Consider the following 16892-nt stretch of genomic DNA (forward strand, 5'->3'; position numbering starts at 1 on the left):
CCGTGGGCGGCGAGGCACCGGCGTCGGGGCGGTGCGCGACTCCCCCCGCCCGCCCCGGACGGGTCAGGTCAACGGGCCGCGGTGGCCGTCGCCGGCCGCCGGCGCGGCGGGTTCCGGCTGCCCGGTCGGCGGGCGCTCCGCCGCCGTCGGCTCGGTGTCGCGGGTGAACTTGTCGAAGAAGCGCAGCAGCTCCACCGGGAACGGCATCACGAGGGTGCTGTTCTTCTCCGCCGCCACGTCCACCACGGTCTGCAACAGCCGCAGCTGGTAGGCCCCCGGCGTGCCCGCCATCGCCCGGGACGCGTCGGCGAGCCGGCGGGACGCCTGGTACTCGCCGTCGGCGGCGATCACCCGGGCACGGCGTTCGCGTTCCGCCTCGGCCTGGCGGGACATCGACCGTTTCATCCCCTCGGGCAACGCGACGTCCTTGACCTCGACCCGCTCGATCAGCAGTCCCCACGGCTTCTCCGTGGGCGCGTCGATCACCGCCTTCAGTTCGGCGTTGATCCGCTCCCGGTCGCCCAGCAGGGTGTCCAGGTCGGCCTTGCCGATCACCGAGCGCAGCGCGGTCTGCGCCACCTGGAGCACCGCCGAGGGGTAGTCGCGGACGTTGACCAGCGCCTTCACCGGATCGACGACCCGGTAGTAGACCACCGCGTCGACGGTGAGGGTGACGTTGTCCCGGGTGATCGCCCCCTGCGGGGGCACGCCGATCACGGTCGTCTGCATGCTGACGCGGACCATCCGGTCGGCGACCGGGACGATCAGCCGCAGGCCGGGCTGCCGGACCGGCTCCAGCACCCGGCCGAAGCGGAAGACGATGCCCCGCTGGTACTGCTGCACCAGCCGGATGCTCAGCGCGCCGACGAGCGTCAGGAAGAGGATCACGAGCACCACGCCGATCAGAACGGCTTCCACGGCACCCCCGATCCGGACGGCTCCACCACGCGGGCCCTTTCCCGTTCCGCCGCGAAGTAGTCCCGGAGCCGGCGGTCATCCTGGTTATCGTCCGCTCACCCCGCGGACCGGCCGAGGGTGCGGGCAGCCATCAGCGCGATCCCGCAGGCCGCGGCGGCGCTCAGCGGGGCGATCAGGAAGCCGACGGTCGCCTCCCCCGCGGCGTCCAGCAGCGCCCCGGCCGCCGCCGCGCCGCCCGCGCTGCCGACCGAGAACGCCGTCGCCGCCCAGGCGAACGCCTCAGCCACGGTGCCGGCGGGCGCCAGGTCGTCGAGCGCGACGAAGGCGATGGTCAGCAGCGCCGGGAGCGCGAGTCCGCTGACCGCCATCAGCACCAGCATCACCGCCGGGGTCGGGGTGAGCAGCAACGGCAGGTAGCCGGCGGCGAAGACCGCGACCGTGCGGGGCAGGGTGGCGTACCGGCGCAGCCCGCCGAAGCGTACGAAGAGCAGGCCCCCGATCAGCGCCCCGGTGGCCTGCGCGGCGAGCAGCCAGCCCGCCCAGGAACGGGCCCCGGCCGACTCGGCGTACCCGGTCGCGGCCACGGTCACGCTGCCCACCGCCGCGCCGACCAGCACCAGTGCCCCGAGGACCAGCCGGAGCCCGCCGGCCCGCAGCGGCCCGGCCCAGTGGCGTACCGCCGGCTCGCCCCGCCAGCGCCGGACCGCGTCGGTCGTGGCGAACCAGACGGTGCCGGCGGCCTGGAAGAGCGCGGCGGCGGCCAGACCGCCGGCCGGTCCGGCCAGGCCCACGGCGGCGAGCGTGACCACCGGGCCGAGGATGAAGATCGTCTCCTGTACGGCGATGTCCAGGGTGTACGCGGTCTGCACCCGGTGCGCGGGAAGGAGGTCGCGCCAGAGCACCCGCAGGCACGACTCGAACGGCGGTGCGCCCGCCCCGGCCAGGGCGGCGGCGAGGAGGGTCACCGGCAGGTTGACGTGCGCGACGGTGAGCGCGAAGCCGACCGTCGACGCCGCCACGGCCAGCCACAGCACCGGCGGCTGCCGCCAGCGGTCCGCCATCCGGGCGAGCATCGGCTGCCCCACCGCGGTGCCGGCGGTGAACGCGCCGACCAGCAGGCCCGCCACGGTCAGCGTCATCGTCTCCCGGGCGAACACCAGCAGGGCCAGCGGGGCCGCGCCGAGCGGGATCCGGCCGAGCAGGCTGGCCGCCAGGACCCGGGCCGTCTGTGGCGCCCGGAGCACCGCGAGAGCGGAGGTGTCGGTGGGGTCGGCGTCGGCGGGTCGTCCGCCGGCCGACGGACGGTCGGCGGGCGGTACGAACTCGGTGTCGTCGGGCACGGACATGACGTGGCGCTCCCGGATCGTGGCGAAGGTGGACCGGAGGGTATCTGGCCCGCCGGTCCGGCGGGCCCGGGTGAGGGTGGTCATAGCGGCTGGACGCCCCACCGTGGCGGGCTGCTAGCCTCGTCGGCAGGTCATGAGCGCCAGCGTCAAGCCCCGGCTCGCTGGCCGGCAACCCTCCTCCGCGCAGGGGTGCCCCGGGTGAAGACCAGGCACCGGAGCAGCTCCGGTGCAAGCGCGGCCTGGTTCCCGGGTCGCCCCGACCGAGGAGAACCATGCCCCTGCACATGTGCGACCCACCGGCGGTCTTCGCCGTGGCGCCAGCGTTGCCGATCCTGACCCGCCGTCGCCACGTCGACATGATGCGGGTCTGCGCCACCTCCTGTCGCCCCGGCGACCCGCGCTAGACGCGCCACTCCTCTTTCTTCCCGGAACCATCCCAGCGGTACGCCCATCGGGCGCACCGCCGGCGCCGCACACCCGTGTGCCGCCGCCGGAACACCTCATTCGGAGACACCTGTGCGAATCCTTTCCTCCCTGACCCGGGCCGCCGCCCTCGGCGTGGCCGCCGTCCTCGCCGCCACCACCCTGACCGCCTGCGGCGACGACGCGGCCGGCGCGGCCGACAACCCGTACAACCTGCTCCAGCCGGGTGTGCTGCGCACCGGCACGCTCACCGACGCCCCGCCGAACGTCTACCTCAAGGACGGCAAGTTCACCGGCTTCGACAACGACCTGCTCACCGCGGTCGCCGGGAAGGTCGGCCTGAAGGTGGAGTTCGTCGGCACCGACTTCTCCGCCCTGCTCTCCCAGGTCAACAACCGCAAGTTCGACGTCGGCAGCTCCTCGATCACGATCACGGAGGCGCGGAAGAAGACCGTCGACTTCGGCAACGGCTACGACTTCGGCCACTTCGGGCTCGACGTGCCGGCCGGCTCGTCGATCACCGGGTTCGACCAGCTCGCCGGCAAGCGGGTCGTGGTCGTGCAGGGCACCGTCCAGGACGACTACGCCACCGGCGAGGGGCTCGACCCGGTCCGGGTGCCCGACTACAACGGGGCGATCAACCAGCTCAAGGCCGGCACCGCCGACGCCTGGATCGCCCCCGCCGAGATCGGCGACAAGTCGGCCGCCGACAGCGGCGGCAAGATCAAGGTGGCGGCCAAGCTGCTCAGTCCCGCCCCCACGGCGTACGCGTTCGCCAAGGGCAACGACAAGCTGCGCGAGGCGCTGGACAAGGGACTCGACGAGGTGATCGCAGACGGCACGTGGAGCCGCCTGCAGGCCCAGTACTACCCGGGCCGCCCGATCCCGGCCGACTTCAAGCCGGGCAGCGGCACGGTGCCGGTGCCGTCGGCGTCGGCCGCCTCCTGACACGTACGGACGACGAGCGAGCGGGGCGGTAGGAGAGACGATGGATCCGTTGAGCACCCTGTGGGAGACCTTCTTCGACTGGGACTCCATGCGCGAGGCGCTGCCCGAGATGCTGACGGTGGGGCTGCCCAACACGCTGATCCTGGCGATCTCCGCCGCCCTGCTCGGCTCGGTGCTGGGCATGGCGCTGGCCGTCGCGGGCATCTCGCGTACCCGATGGTTGCGGTGGCCGGCGCGGGTCTACACCGACGTGTTCCGCGGCCTGCCGGCCGCGGCGACGATCCTGCTCATCGGCGTCGGCCTGGCACCGCTGGGCATGCAGGTGTGGGGGCCCAACCCGTACCCCCTGGGCATCCTGGCGCTGTCGCTGATCGCGGCGGCCTACATCGGCGAGATCTTCCGCTCGGGCATCCAGTCGGTGGAGGCCGCCCAGTTGGAGGGGGCCCGGGCGCTGGGCCTGTCCTGGGGGGAGGCGATGCGTCTGGTGATCGTCCCGCAGGGGATCCGGCGGGTGCTGCCGGCCTGGGTGAACCAGCTGATCGCACTGATCAAGGACTCCAGCCTGGTCTACTTCCTCGGCCTGCTGGCCAGTCAGCGGGAGCTGTTCCGGATCGGGCAGGACTACGCGGCGAACACCGGCAACCAGTCGGCGCTGCTGCTGGCCGGGCTGTTCTACCTGGTGCTGACGGTGCCGCTGACGCACGTCGTCAACTGGATCGACCGGCGGCTGCGGCACGGCCGGCAGGCCGCCGCGCCCGACGACGCCGACGACGACCTCGACCTGGCGCTGCCGGGTGCGGCGGGAGGAAACCAGCGATGAGCATCGACACGACGACCTCGGTGAGCCTGAGCGTCCGCGACGTGCACCTGGCCTTCGGGTCGCACCGGGTGCTGCGTGGGGTGGACCTGGACGTGGCGCGCGGGGCGACGGCCTGCGTGATCGGCCCGTCCGGGTCGGGCAAGTCCACGCTGCTGCGCGCGATCAACCGGCTGATCGAGCCCGACCGGGGCGACGTGCTGCTCGACGGGCGCAGCGTGCTGGGCAACGACCCGGACGCGCTGCGGCAGCGGGTCGGCATGGTCTTCCAGCAGTTCAACCTCTTCCCGCACATGAGCGTGCTGCGCAACGTCACCCTCGCGCTGCGCCGGATCCGCAAGCTCGGTGAGGACGAGGCGGCGGCCGTCGCCCGCGACCACCTGGAACTGGTGGGGCTGGCGGCCAAGGCCGACGCCCGGCCGGCGCACCTGTCCGGCGGGCAGCAGCAGCGGGTCGCGATCGCCCGCGCGCTGGCGTTGCGCCCGCAGGTGATGCTCTTCGACGAGGCGACCTCCGCGCTGGACCCGGAACTGGTCAAGGGTGTGCTCGGGCTGATGGCCGAGTTGTCCGCCGGCGGCATGACGATGGTGGTGGTCACCCACGAGATGGGCTTCGCCCGCGAGGTCGCCGACACCGTCGCGTTCATGGATCGCGGCGTGGTGCTGGAAGCCGGCGAGCCGGCCGCGATCTTCGAGCGGGCGGAGCACCCCCGGCTGCGCCGGTTCCTGTCCCAGGTGCTCTGAAGCTCCTCCGTGTCGGCGTGGGCCGGGCTCTGGCGCGGCACGTGCGTTGGCAATATCCTCCACTGCACATGCGACTGTTGGAGCTCCTTTTCATACCGGGGCTCCCCAGCTGCCTGCCCGGCCGCAGAGGAGAATGCCTTGCACGTCGATAACTCCGCACTGGACCGTCGGACCCTGCTGCGCGCCGGCCTCGGCGCCGCCACGGTCGCGGTCGTCGGCAGCCAACTCGCCCTCCCGTCCGCCGCGCAGGCGGACCCCGGCGCCGACCTGGACTGGATCTACAGCTGCGACGAGTGGGGGGCGCGCCCGCCGAAGGACCCGCTGGCGGTCAGCGCCATCCCCACCAACAAGATCATCGTGCACCACATGGCGTTCCCGAACGTCACCGACTACTCCGAGGCGCAAGCGGTCAAGCTGGCCCGCGACTGTCAGAACCTGCACATGGACGGCAACGGCTGGTCCGACACCGGCCAGCACTTCACCATCAGCCGTGGCGGCTACGTCATGGAGGGACGCCGGGGCAGCCTGGAGCGGTTGCAGGCCGGCGACCGGCAGATGATCTCGGCGCACTGCCCGGGAGAGAACGGCCGGTCCATCGGCATCGAGAACGAGGGCACGTACGTCACCGAGGCCCCGCCGGAGGCGCTGCTGGACTCGTTGGTCAAGCTCTGCGCGACGATCTGCCGGCAGTACGGGCTGCACGCCCACGACATCTTCGGCCACTGGGACTTCCGCACCACGCTGTGCCCCGGCGCCACCTTCTACGGGCAGTTCCCCGCCCTGCGCCGCCGGGTCTTCGAGGCCCTCGGCACCGACCTCGCCGACGTGCCGGCCCGCCGCTGGCCGGACCTGTGGCGATTCGTCGGCTCCCCCAGCGTCCGGGTGGTGCAGTACCTGCTGGCCCACCGCGGCTACACCGTTCCGGTCAACAGCGTCTTCGACGCCGCCACCGTCGCCGCGGTGCAGGACTGGCAGTACCGCAACGGCATCCCGGTCGACGTGGACGCCACCCTCACCGCGCCCACCTGGGAGACCCTGGTGCCGGAGCTGGGCAAGGACGCCAGCGGCACTCCGGTCACCGCCGTGCAGTTCCTGCTCAACTTCCGGGGGTACCCCGAGGTCGCGGTCACCGGCGAGTACGACCACCCGACGAAGACCGCCGTCAAGGACGTCCAGCGGCGGCACGGCCTGCCCGCCCACGGCAAGCTCGACCTCGACACCTGGTGCGCGGTCGTCGGTGGCGTCGTACGCCGGTCGTTCCGCCACTGACCACCGCCGCCGGCCTGTCGGGGCGGGCTCACCCGACGGGCCGGCGAAACGCGGTCGTGCCTGACCCGCGCCAGCCTCCTGATCTGCGACGATGATGCTGTCGCGACCGGAGGAGGGTGCTGTGGCGTCTCGGCTCAACCCGTATTTCAGCTTCCCGGGCAACGCGCGGGAGGCGATGGAGTTCTACCAGCGCGTGTTCGGCGGTTCGCTGTCGATGAACACCTTCGGCACGTTCGGCACCGACGACCCCGAGCTGGCCGACAAGATCATGCACGCGATGCTGGAGACCGACCGGGGCTTCGCCCTGATGGGCTCGGACACCGCACCCGGGATGGAGCACGACCCGGGCAACAACGTCTCCGTGAGCCTCAGCGGCGACGACGCCGACGACCTGCGCGGATACTGGGCCGCCCTCACCGAGGGCGGCACCGTGAGCGTGCCGCTGGAGAAGCAGATGTGGGGCGACGAGTTCGGCATGTGCGTCGACCGCTACGGCATCGGCTGGATGGTGAACATCGGCCCTCCGCAGGGCTGACAGGTGTAGCGGCGGCGCGAACGGGTAGGGACCGCTGTCCGACGGGCCCGGGGCGGCACCACCGCGGTGTCGCCCCGGCCCGCAGCCACCGGCCAGGGGGTGCACCCGATGCCGTCGACGCCTGCGCGCCCGCAGCGCGGTCACCCCGCCCGGCGCGCCCGCCCCGGCGTGAACGCGCCCAGGCCGCGATGACCCGGGTCCGGAACCTGCGCGTCCGCCCCGACCTGCTCTACGTGGCGAGCGGCTGGAGCACCCTGGTCACCGACGTGCGCGGCCGGATCACCGGCGCCGACCCGCAGGGCTTCTTCGCGCGCAACACCCGGGTGCTCAGCACCGAACGCCTCAGCGTGGACGGCCGCGAGCCGGTCCCGTTCAGCACCGCCAACGTGGCCGGGCACGCCCAACTGTCGTACGCCGCCCTCGGCGACGGCGAGACACTGCCCTCCCGCGCGGCCTACCTGCTGGTGGAACGCTTCGTCGGCGAGGGGCTGCGCACCCGGCTGACCGTCGTCAGCTACGCGGCGGCGCCGCTGGACCTGCGGCTGCGGATCCACCTCGCCGCCGACTTCGCCGACACCAGCGAGGCCGAGACGGGCCGCCGGGTGCAGTCCGGCGCGGTCGACGCGAGCTGGGACGACCGGGAACGGGAACTCCGCCTCACCTACCGGTGCGACGGCCTCGACCGGGCGGTGGCGATCGCCGTACGGGCCGACCTGCCCGTCCGGTACGCCGACGACGCCCTGACGGTCGACGTCGCGGTGCCGCCCGGGGGATCCAGCCGGGTGGAACTGCTCGTCGAACCCGTCTTCGACGGGCAGCGCCTCGTCGCGCCGCCGCCGACCTTCGCCGAGCCGGACGACGCCGCCGCGACCGCCCGCGGCACGCTCGCCCGCGAACTCGCACGGCTCGCCAGCAGCAACTTCGACGTCACCGCCGCCTGGCGGTGCGCGGTCGACGACCTGTCCGTGCTGCCGCTGGGCGAACCGGACGGGCCGACGGCGCCGATGGCCGGACTGCCGATCTACCAGGAGATCTTCGGCCGCGACACGATGACCGCGTCGTGGCAGGCCCTGCTCGCCGGGCCGACGATGCTGGCGGACAGCCTGCGGCTCAACGCCCGGCACCTCGGGCGGCGCATCGACGACTGGCGCGACGAGGAACCCGGCAAGCCGCTGCACGAGGCCCGGCGGGGCCCGGTGTCCGTGCTCGGGCTCGACCCGTTCGCCGGCTACTACGGCGACTGGTCGACCGCGCCGGACTTCCTGGTCTTCCTCGGTCAGTACCTGGCCTGGACCGGGGACCTCGACACGGTGCGGGGCCTGCTGCCGACCGCGCGACGCGCCCTGGGCTGGATCGACCGGTACGGGGACCTCGACCGGGACGGCTTCCTCGAATACCACCGCCGCTCCCCCGCCGGCCTGAAGAACCAGGGTTGGAAGGACTCCGACTCCGCCATCGTCGACGAGCACGGCGAGGTGGTGCCGAACCCGATCGCGACCAGCGAGTTGCAGGCGTACTGGTACGCCGGGCTGCGGCACGCCGCGGTGGTGTTCGCCGCGACCGGTCACCCCGCCTTCGGCGCCGGCCTGGTGCGCCGGGCCGCCGCCCTGCGGCGCCGGTTCCACCACGCCTACTGGATGCCGGAACGGGGCTGTCACGCGATGGCGCTGGGCCCGGACAAGCAGCAGGTCCGCTCGGTCAACTCCAACGACGGCCACCTGCTGGCGACCGGGATCGTGCCCGCCCGCCTCGCGCCCCTGGTCGCCGACCGGCTGCTCGCCCCCGACATGTTCAGCGGCTGGGGTGTGCGCACCCTGTCCTCGGCACACCCGGCGTACAACCCGTTCAGCTACCACCGGGGCAGCGTCTGGCCGGTGGAGGCGGGCACGATCGGCCTGGGACTGGCCCGGTACGGCTGCTGGGAGCACCTGCACCGGCTCGCGGAGGGGATGTTCTCCGCGGCGGCGCTCTTCACGGAACACCGCCTGCCGGAGGTGCTCAGCGGCCTGCCCCGCGACGACGCCCACCCGCACCCCGGCGTCTACCCGGACTCCTGCTCCCCGCAGGCGTGGTCCGCCAGCGCGGTCGTCGCGCTCGTCCAGGCACTGCTGGCGCTGCGCCCGGCCGCGCCGCTGCGGACGATCTTCGTCGACCCGCACCTGCCGGAGTGGCTGCCGGACCTCGTGTTGGAGGGCGTGCGGGTCGGCGGGCGCACCGTCGACCTGACCGTACGGCGGGGGCGCGGTGGGCGCACGTCGCTGCGGGCCCGCGGCGACCGGATCGCGGTGATCCGCCGGCCCACGTTCCAGGCGGCGGCCCGCCGCCGTTCCTGACCGGCTGCTCCGGCCCCACGGGCCGAGCGGGACTGCCGGCGGGAGGGGCCGGACCGGCCGGCGCAGCGGGAAGGCGGCGGGAGCGGCCGACGGGACTAGGATCCTGTCGTGGCCGACCCCGGGCTCATCCAGGACGACGAACGGTTGCGTCGCATCGAGGCGGTGACCGACGCGACGCTGTCCCGCCTCGACGCGGCCGACCTCTTCGACGAACTCCTCGACCGCGTCCGGGACCTGCTCGACGTCGACACGGCGGCCATCCTCCTGCTGGACACGCACGCGCAGCAGCTCGTGGCCACCGCGGCCAAGGGGCTGGAGGAGGAGGTGCGGCGGGGTTTCCGCGTCTCCGTCGGCCGCGGCTTCGCCGGGCGGATCGCCCTGACCCGGCAGCCGGTCGTCATCGAGGAGGTCACCCCCGACGTCGTGGTCAACCCGATCCTGCTGGCGATGGGGCTGCGGTCGCTGCTCGGCGTGCCGATGTTCGCCCGGGGCGAGCTGATCGGTGTGCTGCACGTCGGCACACTGCGCCACCGCAGATTCACCACCGACGACGTCCGGCTGCTGCAACTGGTCGCCGACCGGGCCAGCCAGGCCAATCTGGCCCGGTCCCACAACCTCGACCACAACGCCGCCCTCGCCCTGCAACGCAGCCTGCTGCCCACCCAACTGCCCGACGTGCCGGGCCTGGAGATGGCCGCCCGGTACGTGCCCGGGCACGTCGCCGGGATCGGCGGCGACTGGTACGACGTGTTCACCCTGCCCTCGGGCTGGCTGGGCCTGGTCATCGGCGACGTGTCGGGCCACGGCCTGCAGGCCGCCGTGATCATGGGGCGCGTCCGGAGCGCGCTGCGCGCCTACGCGCTGGTCTGCGACGACCCGGCGGAGGCGTTGACGCTCCTCGACCGCAAGGTCGGCCACTTCGAGGCCGGGAACCTCACCACGGCGCTCTACGCCATGATCTCCCCCGACCGGACCCGCGTCCGGCTCTCCGCCGCCGGGCACCTGCGCCCCGTCCTCGCCGTGCCGGACCAGCCGGCCGCGCCCGTGCCGGTGCACGTCGATCCCCCGCTCGGTACGGGCCGCCGGCCACCGGCCCGGAAGCACGCGGAGGTGGACTTCCCGCCGGGCGCGGTGCTGGTCTGCTTCACCGACGGCCTCGTCGAACGCCGCCGCGAGGTCATCGACGTCGGCCTCGGGCAGCTCGTCGAACTGGTCCGGCCGGCGCCGGCCGAGGAGGTCTGCGCCACCGTCATGGGTGCCCTCGGCACCGAGCAGCCGACCGACGACATCGCCCTGCTGGTCGTCCACCGCCTGCCGACGCCGCCCTGATCCGCGTACCGGCCCGTTTGACACAGGGCGATCGCGGAAAGAGTGGCGGGCATGAAGTGGGCCAGCCGAGCCGTACCCGCCGCCGCAGTCGCCGCCGTGGCGGCCCTCGCCGCACGTGACCTGATCCAGCGCGACCACGCGTTGCTGCGTACCTTCCCGGTCCTCGGCCGGGCCCGGTACCTGCTGGAGTCCATCGGGCCGGAGCTGCGCCAGTACATCGTCGCCGGCAACAACGAGGAGCGGCCGTTCACCCGCGACCAGCGCCGCTGGGTGTACGCGTCGGCAAAGCGGCAGAACAACTACTTCGGCTTCGGCACCGACAACGACATCGAGTTCACCCCCGGCTATCCGATCATCAAGCACCGCACCTTCGGTCGGGCCGTCCCGCCGTCGACGCCGGGTGCCGGCCACGACGTGCTGCTGCCCTGCGCGAAGGTGCTCGGCGCCGCCCGGGGCCGCGCCCGCGCGTTCCGGCCCGGGTCGGTGGTGAACATCTCCGGGATGAGCTTCGGGTCGTTGTCCGGCAACGCCGTCGAGGCGCTCAACCGGGGCGCGGCCCAGGCCGGCTGCCTGCAGAACACCGGCGAGGGCGGGCTGTCGCCGTACCACCGCAAGGGCGGTGACCTGGTCTTCCAGATCGGCACGGCGTACTTCGGCTGCCGCGACGAACACGGCCGGTTCAGCCTGGAGCGGCTCAGGGACCTGGTCGCCGGGGCGCCGGTGCGGGCGCTGGAGATCAAGCTCAGCCAGGGCGCCAAACCCAGCCTCGGCGGCCTGCTGCCGGCGGCGAAGGTCTCCGCCGAGATCGCCGCGACCCGGGGCATCCCGCAGGAGCGCGACTGCGTCAGCCCGTCTCGGCACGCCGAGTTCTCCGACTGCGACAGCCTGCTCGACTGGGTGGAACTGCTCGCCGCCGAGACCGGCCTGCCCGTCGGCATCAAGTCCGCCGTGGGCGACCTGGGTTTCTGGGAGGAACTGACCACCCTGATGCGTGACACCGGGCGTGGGGTCGACTTCGTCATCGTCGACGGCGGCGAGGGCGGCACCGGCGCCGCACCGCTGATCTTCACGGACTCCGTGTCGCTGCCGTTCCAGCAGGGCTTCGCCCGGGTCTACAAGGTCTTCGCCGAGCGCGACCTGCACGAGCAGGTGGTGTTCGTCGGCGCCGGCAAGCTCGGCCTGCCCGACAACGCGGTGGTGGCGTTCGCACTCGGCTGCGACATGGTCAACGTCGGCCGCGAGGCGATGCTGGCGATCGGCTGCATCCAGGCGCAGAAGTGCCACACCGACACCTGCCCCACCGGCGTCGCCACCCAGAACCCGTGGCTCGCCCGGGGCGTGGACCCGGCCTCGAAGTCGGTCCGCGCGGCCAACTACGTCCGGACGCTGCGCCGGGACCTGGTCAAGGTCGCCGAGGCGTGCGGCGTCGAGCACCCGGGCCTGATCGACACCGACGCCATCGAGGTCCTCGACGGCCGGACCGCCTCCCATCCCCTGCACGAGGTGTACGGCTACCGCCCGGAGTGGGGACTGCCGTCCGCCGCCGACCGGGCGGAGATCGTACGGCTGATGACGGCGGAGGCCCCACAGGGCGGCACCGCCCCGCCCTCACCGACCGCGATGTCCTGACCGCCCGTCCGACGCCGAACTCGCTGACCCTCCCGGTGCGGCGGTTACCGGCCGGGCGTCGGTCCTCGACCCGGCTGGGTGTCGCCTGTCCGGTTGACCTTGACGTAGCGTCAGTGTCCACCACCACCCGGACGGCACGTCGGAGTGGCCTCGGCACGGGCGGCGGTCCACGGGGTGCACGTGGCGGCGCCGATAATCGCGCGCACTTGTGCGCCGCCCCGCCTATCGTGGCCCGGTGCTGATCAGACGCGAGACCCCCACCGACGTCGACGCGATCCGGGCGGTGCACCTCGCCGCCTTCGCCGACCCGGAGAAGCCGGACGCCGTGCCCGTCGAGGCGGGGTTGGTGGACGCGCTGCGGGCGGACGCCGGCTGGCTGCCGGCCCTCTCCCTCGTCGCGACCGACGACTCCGGGCGGGTCGTCGGGCACGTGGTGTGCACCCGGGGCCGGGTCGCCGGCGAACCGGTCGCCCTGGGGCTGGGGCCGCTCGGCGTGCTGCCGGCCTGGCAGCGACGCGGGGTCGGCTCCGCGCTGATGCACGCGGTGCTCGGCGCGGCCGACGCACGCGACGAGCCGCTGGTGGTGCTCCTCGGGCATCCCGGTTACTACCCGCGCTTCGGGTTCCGCCCGGCGGTCGACCTCGGCGTCACCCCGCCCCAGCCGTGGGAGTCGCAGTACTTCATGGCGCGCCCGCTGGGCGCCTGGGGGCCGTCGATCCGGGGCGAGTTCGCCTACGCCCGCCCGTTCGACGAACTGTAGGCCGCCCGGCTGGCCGCGTTCGGGCAGGTCAGTGCCGCCGCAGCGGGCTTCCGTGCGAACATGTGTTCGTGTCGCGCGACGCCAGCATCCTGCACGCCGACCTGGACGCGTTCTACGCGTCGGTCGAGCAGCGGGACCACCCACGCCTGCGCGGCCGGCCGGTGATCGTCGGCGGCGGCGTGGTCCTCGCGTGCAGCTACGAGGCGAAGGCCCGGGGCGTACGCAGCGCGATGGGCGGCCGGCAGGCCCGGCGGCTCTGCCCCGAGGCGATCGTCGTGCCGCCGAGGATGGCGGCCTACACGGCGGCCAGCCGTACGGTGTTCGAGATCTTCGGGCGGACCACCCCGATCGTCGAGGGGCTCTCCATCGACGAGGCGTTCCTCGACGTGGGCGGCCTGCGCCGGCTGGCCGGTCCGCCCGCCGACATCGCCGCCCGGCTGCGCCGGGAGGTACGCGAGCGGGTCGGCCTGCCGATCACCGTGGGTGTGGCCCGCACGAAGTTCCTGGCCAAGGTCGCCAGCGGCGTGGCCAAGCCCGACGGCCTGCTGGTCGTCGCGCCGGACGGGGAGCTGGCGTTCCTGCACCCGCTGCCGGTGGAGCGGCTCTGGGGAGTCGGGCCGGTGACCGCGACCAAGCTGCGCGAGCGGGGCGTGCGTACCGTCGGGCAGGTCGCCCGCCTCGGCGAGGCCACGCTGGTCTCGCTGCTCGGCGCGGGCCCCGGTCGGCACCTGCACGCCCTGGCGCACAACCGCGACCCCCGGCCGGTGCAGGTCGGCCGCCGGCGCGGGTCGATGGGCGCGCAGCACGCCCTCGCCCCCGGCCCGCACTCCCCCGCCGAACTGGAGGCGATCCTCGCCGGCCTGGTCGACCGGGTGACCCGGCGGATGCGGGCGGCGACGCGGGCCGGCCGGACGGTGACGCTGCGCCTGCGCTTCGCCGACTACACCCGTGCGACCCGCTCCCGCACGGTGGCCAAGGCGACCGCCGACACGGCCCCGCTGCTCGGCACGGCGCAGGCGCTGCTGCGGGCGGCGCTGCCCGAGATCGAGCGGTGCGGCGTGACCCTGCTCGGCGTGTCGGTGGGCAACCTGGACGGCTCCCCCGTCCAGCCGCCGCTGCCGTTCGACCGCGATCCGGGAGCGGACCTGGACGCGGCCGTGGACGCGGTACGCGACCGGTTCGGGTCGGGGGCGCTCACCCGGGCGGTGCTGCTCGGCCGCGAGCCGGGCCTGGAGATGCCGCTGCTGCCGGACTGAGCCGACCGACGGGTGGTGCCCCCGGTCCGGGGGCACCACCCGTCGGCTTCCCGTCCGGTCAGCGCCTCGGTGGGACGGCGGTGCCCTTGCGGTAGTTGCGGCCGTTGCCGTCGGGGCGGTAGTTGTTCTCGACGTTGCCGGCCGAGTCCACCGAGAACCAGTGGATCCTGGTGCCCGCCGGGACGGTCAGCGTCTCCCCGCCCTCCCGGATGCCCGCCGAGCCGTAGAGGGTGGACGCGTACGTCGGGGCGGCCCGGTCGAGGGTGTAGAAGACGGCCGCCGGTTCGCTGGTCGAGAAGGTCACGTCCACCATGCCCGGCGTCGCGCTCGGCGCGACCTCCAGTGTGCTGCCCGGGCGGGTCTTGTCCTTGGCGAAGTCACGCGCCACCCGCATCAGCTCGACCAGGCCGTTGGCGAACTCCATCGTCTCGGCGTGTGCCTCGTCCCACTCCGGCTGGAACGACGTGCCGACCTCGAAGTTCCAGGCGTAGATGCCGTACTTGTACCAGAGCATGTCGCCGGAGTTGCCGGCCGCCGAGTAGAGCACGTCGGAGATCGGGCCGGTGCGCGCCGGGGTGACCGCCATGTTGCGGTGCCGCTTGATGGCGGCCAGGATCCGCGAGGAGGCCCCCCAGAAGGCCGACTCCTCGGCGAGCGTCGGCCGGGGCGCGGAGACCCGGCCGGGCAGCGCGTACGCCCCCGGCGACCACATGAAGTAGTTGCCCGAGGAGTGCAGGTTCATCGAGAACCTGACGTTCGGACGGGAGGCCAGCCAGTCCAGGTTGCGGTTCTCCGGCTCGGACAGCTCGCCCGGGCCGGCGTACGTGCCGCTGGTGCAGCTCGACGACGCGCCCGAGTAGCCGTCGAAGAGGCTGTACTCCGTGTAGTTGCGGTTGTTGTCCACGCCCCAGGAGTTGCGGGCCAGGAAGTCGGCCGCCCCGGTCGTCGGGCAGTGGTTGGTCATGTTCTTGCGCTGGGAGTTGAAGTCGTAGAAGGAGTAGTGGCCGCCGTCGGGGTTGACCGAGGGGGCGATCCAGATGTCGAGGCTGTCCAGCAGCTGACGGGTCCGCCCGTCGTGGGCGTAGTTGCGCAGCAGCCGCTCTGCGGTCTCTACGGTGACCAGTGGCGGCACCCACTCCCGGGCGTGCTCCTGGGCGTACGCGAGCACGCCGAGCTTCGAGCCGTCCCGGTGCTTGCCGATCCGGATGGCGTACACCGGGTGCGGGTCGCGGGAGACGCTCTCCGGCGCGCTCAGGCCGTCGCTGAGCGGGGTCCGCGCGGCCGGCGCGACCACGCCGGCGCCCGGGCTGCCCCGATAGGTGTACGCCCGGACGAGCGTGCCGGCCTCGGCGTTGAGCGCCGCGACGACCTGGGCGGCGGTGCTGGTGACCGCGCCCGCGGCGTCGGTGCCCAGCGCGACCCGTACGGCCGGGCCGGTGACGGTCACCGACAGCGGCGCGTTCGCCGCCCCCGGGTCCGCGAGCTCCACGGAGATGCCGTTGCCGCCCTCGTGGCCCCAGGCCAGGGAGTCCACCGCGACCCGGCTGTCGGTGGTGGCGCCGAGCACCGCCTGGGCGTGCCGCCGGTAGCCGTTGGTCCGGTACGGCAGCTCGACGACCTCGGCCAGCCTCGGGAACTCGGCGGCGAGTTGGTGGATCCGCGCGTACAGCTCGGTGGGCGTCAGGTAGCTGGTGACGAAGTCCTTCTGGTAGCCCGGCCCCTCCGGGCCGTCGCCGGGGGTCGGCAGCCACTCCTGGACCTTGGCCACGGCCACGTCGCCGCTCGGGCTGGTGATCCGGATCCGGTCGGGCCGGCTGGTCACCGGGGCGGCACCACGGTGGTAGAGGTAGACGCCGGCGTCGACGAAGCGGGAGATGGTCTGGGTGCCGCCGGAGCCGATCTCGGTGCCCGGGCCGCTGTCCCGTTCGACGGTGAGGGTGTCGGTGGCCGTCTGGCCCTGCGCCCACTTCGCCTCGACGGAGAGGATCTGGCTCGTTCCGGAGGTGTAGTAGTCGGCTCGAATGATCTTGACGTCGGAGGCGGCGGACGCGGCCGGGCCGACCGTGGCGGCGGCGAACTCCCGGTTCTGCGCGGCGTGCCCGGCAATGGTCGCCTCGCGCTCGGCGACCCGGGCCCGGGCGTCGGCGGGCCGGTGCAGCACCTTGCCGAGGGTGAAGCCCGCCCTGGTCAGCACCGCCGCCTCGGTCGCGGTGACGACCGCGTGCGCGACGACACCGTCCTCGGTGCGGCTGACGTGGTGGTCGAGGTCGACGCCGGTGGCGACGAGGGCGTCCAGCTGGGTGGTGCCGGCGAGCAGCACCTCGACGACGTTCGCCTCCTCGTCGGCGACCCTGACGAGTCCGACGGGGGGCTCGGCGGCGGGCACGACGGCCGAGGCCGGGCCGACCAGCAGCACCACGGCCGTGGCGGTGGCCAGCGCGGCCGGGACGGGAAGGCGACGTCGCCACCGGGAACCTAGGGGATCACGCATGTGTCCGCCCTTCTCGAAGGTCGGTGGGCTGAGGGCCATCCTCAGCGCGTACGAAGTGATCTGTCAATCCCCGTCGATGTGCCCTCGCCACAGGG

Annotated in this window: 14 protein-coding genes and 1 riboswitch; of the genes, 11 read left to right on the forward strand and 3 right to left on the reverse strand. The window is 73.5% G+C overall.

Annotated features, from left to right (window positions below; all coding sequences use genetic code 11):
* Window positions 1–63: 63 nt before the first annotated feature.
* Window positions 64–918: an SPFH domain-containing protein gene (locus tag AB0D32_RS16815; RefSeq protein WP_357090516.1), complete on the reverse strand. Its 855-nt coding sequence runs from the start codon at window positions 916–918 to the stop codon at window positions 64–66.
* Window positions 919–1013: 95 nt separating this feature from the next.
* A complete protein-coding gene (locus AB0D32_RS16820) occupies window positions 1014–2348 on the reverse strand; it encodes an MFS transporter (protein WP_357090518.1) in 1335 nt (444 codons plus the stop codon).
* Window positions 2349–2393: 45 nt separating this feature from the next.
* Window positions 2394–2505: riboswitch (SAM riboswitch) on the forward strand.
* A gap of 31 nt (window positions 2506–2536) precedes the next feature.
* Here AB0D32_RS16820 and AB0D32_RS16825 point away from each other — a divergent pair.
* The 11 genes from AB0D32_RS16825 (at window position 2537) to dinB (ending at window position 14306) form a co-directional block, all read left to right on the forward strand.
* Complete coding sequence (locus AB0D32_RS16825; RefSeq protein WP_357090520.1) at window positions 2537–2668, forward strand: hypothetical protein; 132 nt, start codon at window positions 2537–2539, stop codon at window positions 2666–2668.
* 112 nt (window positions 2669–2780) lie between these two features.
* On the forward strand, window positions 2781–3635 hold the full coding sequence (locus tag AB0D32_RS16830; RefSeq protein ID WP_357090522.1) for an ABC transporter substrate-binding protein: 855 nt from the start codon (window positions 2781–2783) through the stop codon (window positions 3633–3635).
* Between the two features lie 40 nt (window positions 3636–3675).
* Window positions 3676–4455, forward strand: a complete 780-nt coding sequence (locus AB0D32_RS16835) for an amino acid ABC transporter permease (RefSeq protein ID WP_357090524.1) — start codon at window positions 3676–3678, stop codon at window positions 4453–4455.
* Complete coding sequence (locus AB0D32_RS16840) at window positions 4452–5195, forward strand: amino acid ABC transporter ATP-binding protein (protein ID WP_357090527.1); 744 nt, start codon at window positions 4452–4454, stop codon at window positions 5193–5195. The genes AB0D32_RS16835 and AB0D32_RS16840 overlap by 4 nt, the downstream gene beginning before the upstream one ends.
* A gap of 138 nt (window positions 5196–5333) precedes the next feature.
* Window positions 5334–6464: an N-acetylmuramoyl-L-alanine amidase gene (locus AB0D32_RS16845; protein ID WP_357090529.1), complete on the forward strand. Its 1131-nt coding sequence runs from the start codon at window positions 5334–5336 to the stop codon at window positions 6462–6464.
* A 121-nt stretch (window positions 6465–6585) separates the two neighbouring features.
* Window positions 6586–6999, forward strand: coding sequence for a VOC family protein (locus tag AB0D32_RS16850; RefSeq protein ID WP_357090531.1), 414 nt, complete (start codon window positions 6586–6588; stop codon window positions 6997–6999).
* A gap of 188 nt (window positions 7000–7187) precedes the next feature.
* Window positions 7188–9332, forward strand: a complete 2145-nt coding sequence (locus AB0D32_RS16855) for a glycogen debranching N-terminal domain-containing protein (protein ID WP_357090533.1) — start codon at window positions 7188–7190, stop codon at window positions 9330–9332.
* Between the two features lie 108 nt (window positions 9333–9440).
* Window positions 9441–10661, forward strand: a complete 1221-nt coding sequence (locus tag AB0D32_RS16860; protein WP_357090535.1) for a GAF domain-containing SpoIIE family protein phosphatase — start codon at window positions 9441–9443, stop codon at window positions 10659–10661.
* A 51-nt stretch (window positions 10662–10712) separates the two neighbouring features.
* Entirely contained in the window at window positions 10713–12290 is a 1578-nt protein-coding gene (locus tag AB0D32_RS16865) for an FMN-binding glutamate synthase family protein (protein ID WP_357090537.1), read from the forward strand.
* Between the two features lie 235 nt (window positions 12291–12525).
* Entirely contained in the window at window positions 12526–13050 is a 525-nt protein-coding gene (locus AB0D32_RS16870) for an N-acetyltransferase (protein WP_357090540.1), read from the forward strand.
* Window positions 13051–13118: 68 nt separating this feature from the next.
* Complete coding sequence (gene dinB, locus AB0D32_RS16875) at window positions 13119–14306, forward strand: DNA polymerase IV (protein ID WP_357090542.1); 1188 nt, start codon at window positions 13119–13121, stop codon at window positions 14304–14306.
* Between the two features lie 58 nt (window positions 14307–14364).
* Here dinB and AB0D32_RS16880 read toward each other — a convergent pair whose 3' ends face one another.
* Window positions 14365–16797 (reverse strand): M14 family metallopeptidase, encoded by a 2433-nt coding sequence (locus AB0D32_RS16880; RefSeq protein WP_357090544.1) that lies wholly within the window; start codon window positions 16795–16797, stop codon window positions 14365–14367.
* Window positions 16798–16892 lie beyond the last annotated feature (95 nt).

This window comes from Micromonospora sp. NPDC048170, from assembly GCF_040652795.1.
GTDB lineage: Bacteria > Actinomycetota > Actinomycetes > Mycobacteriales > Micromonosporaceae > Micromonospora.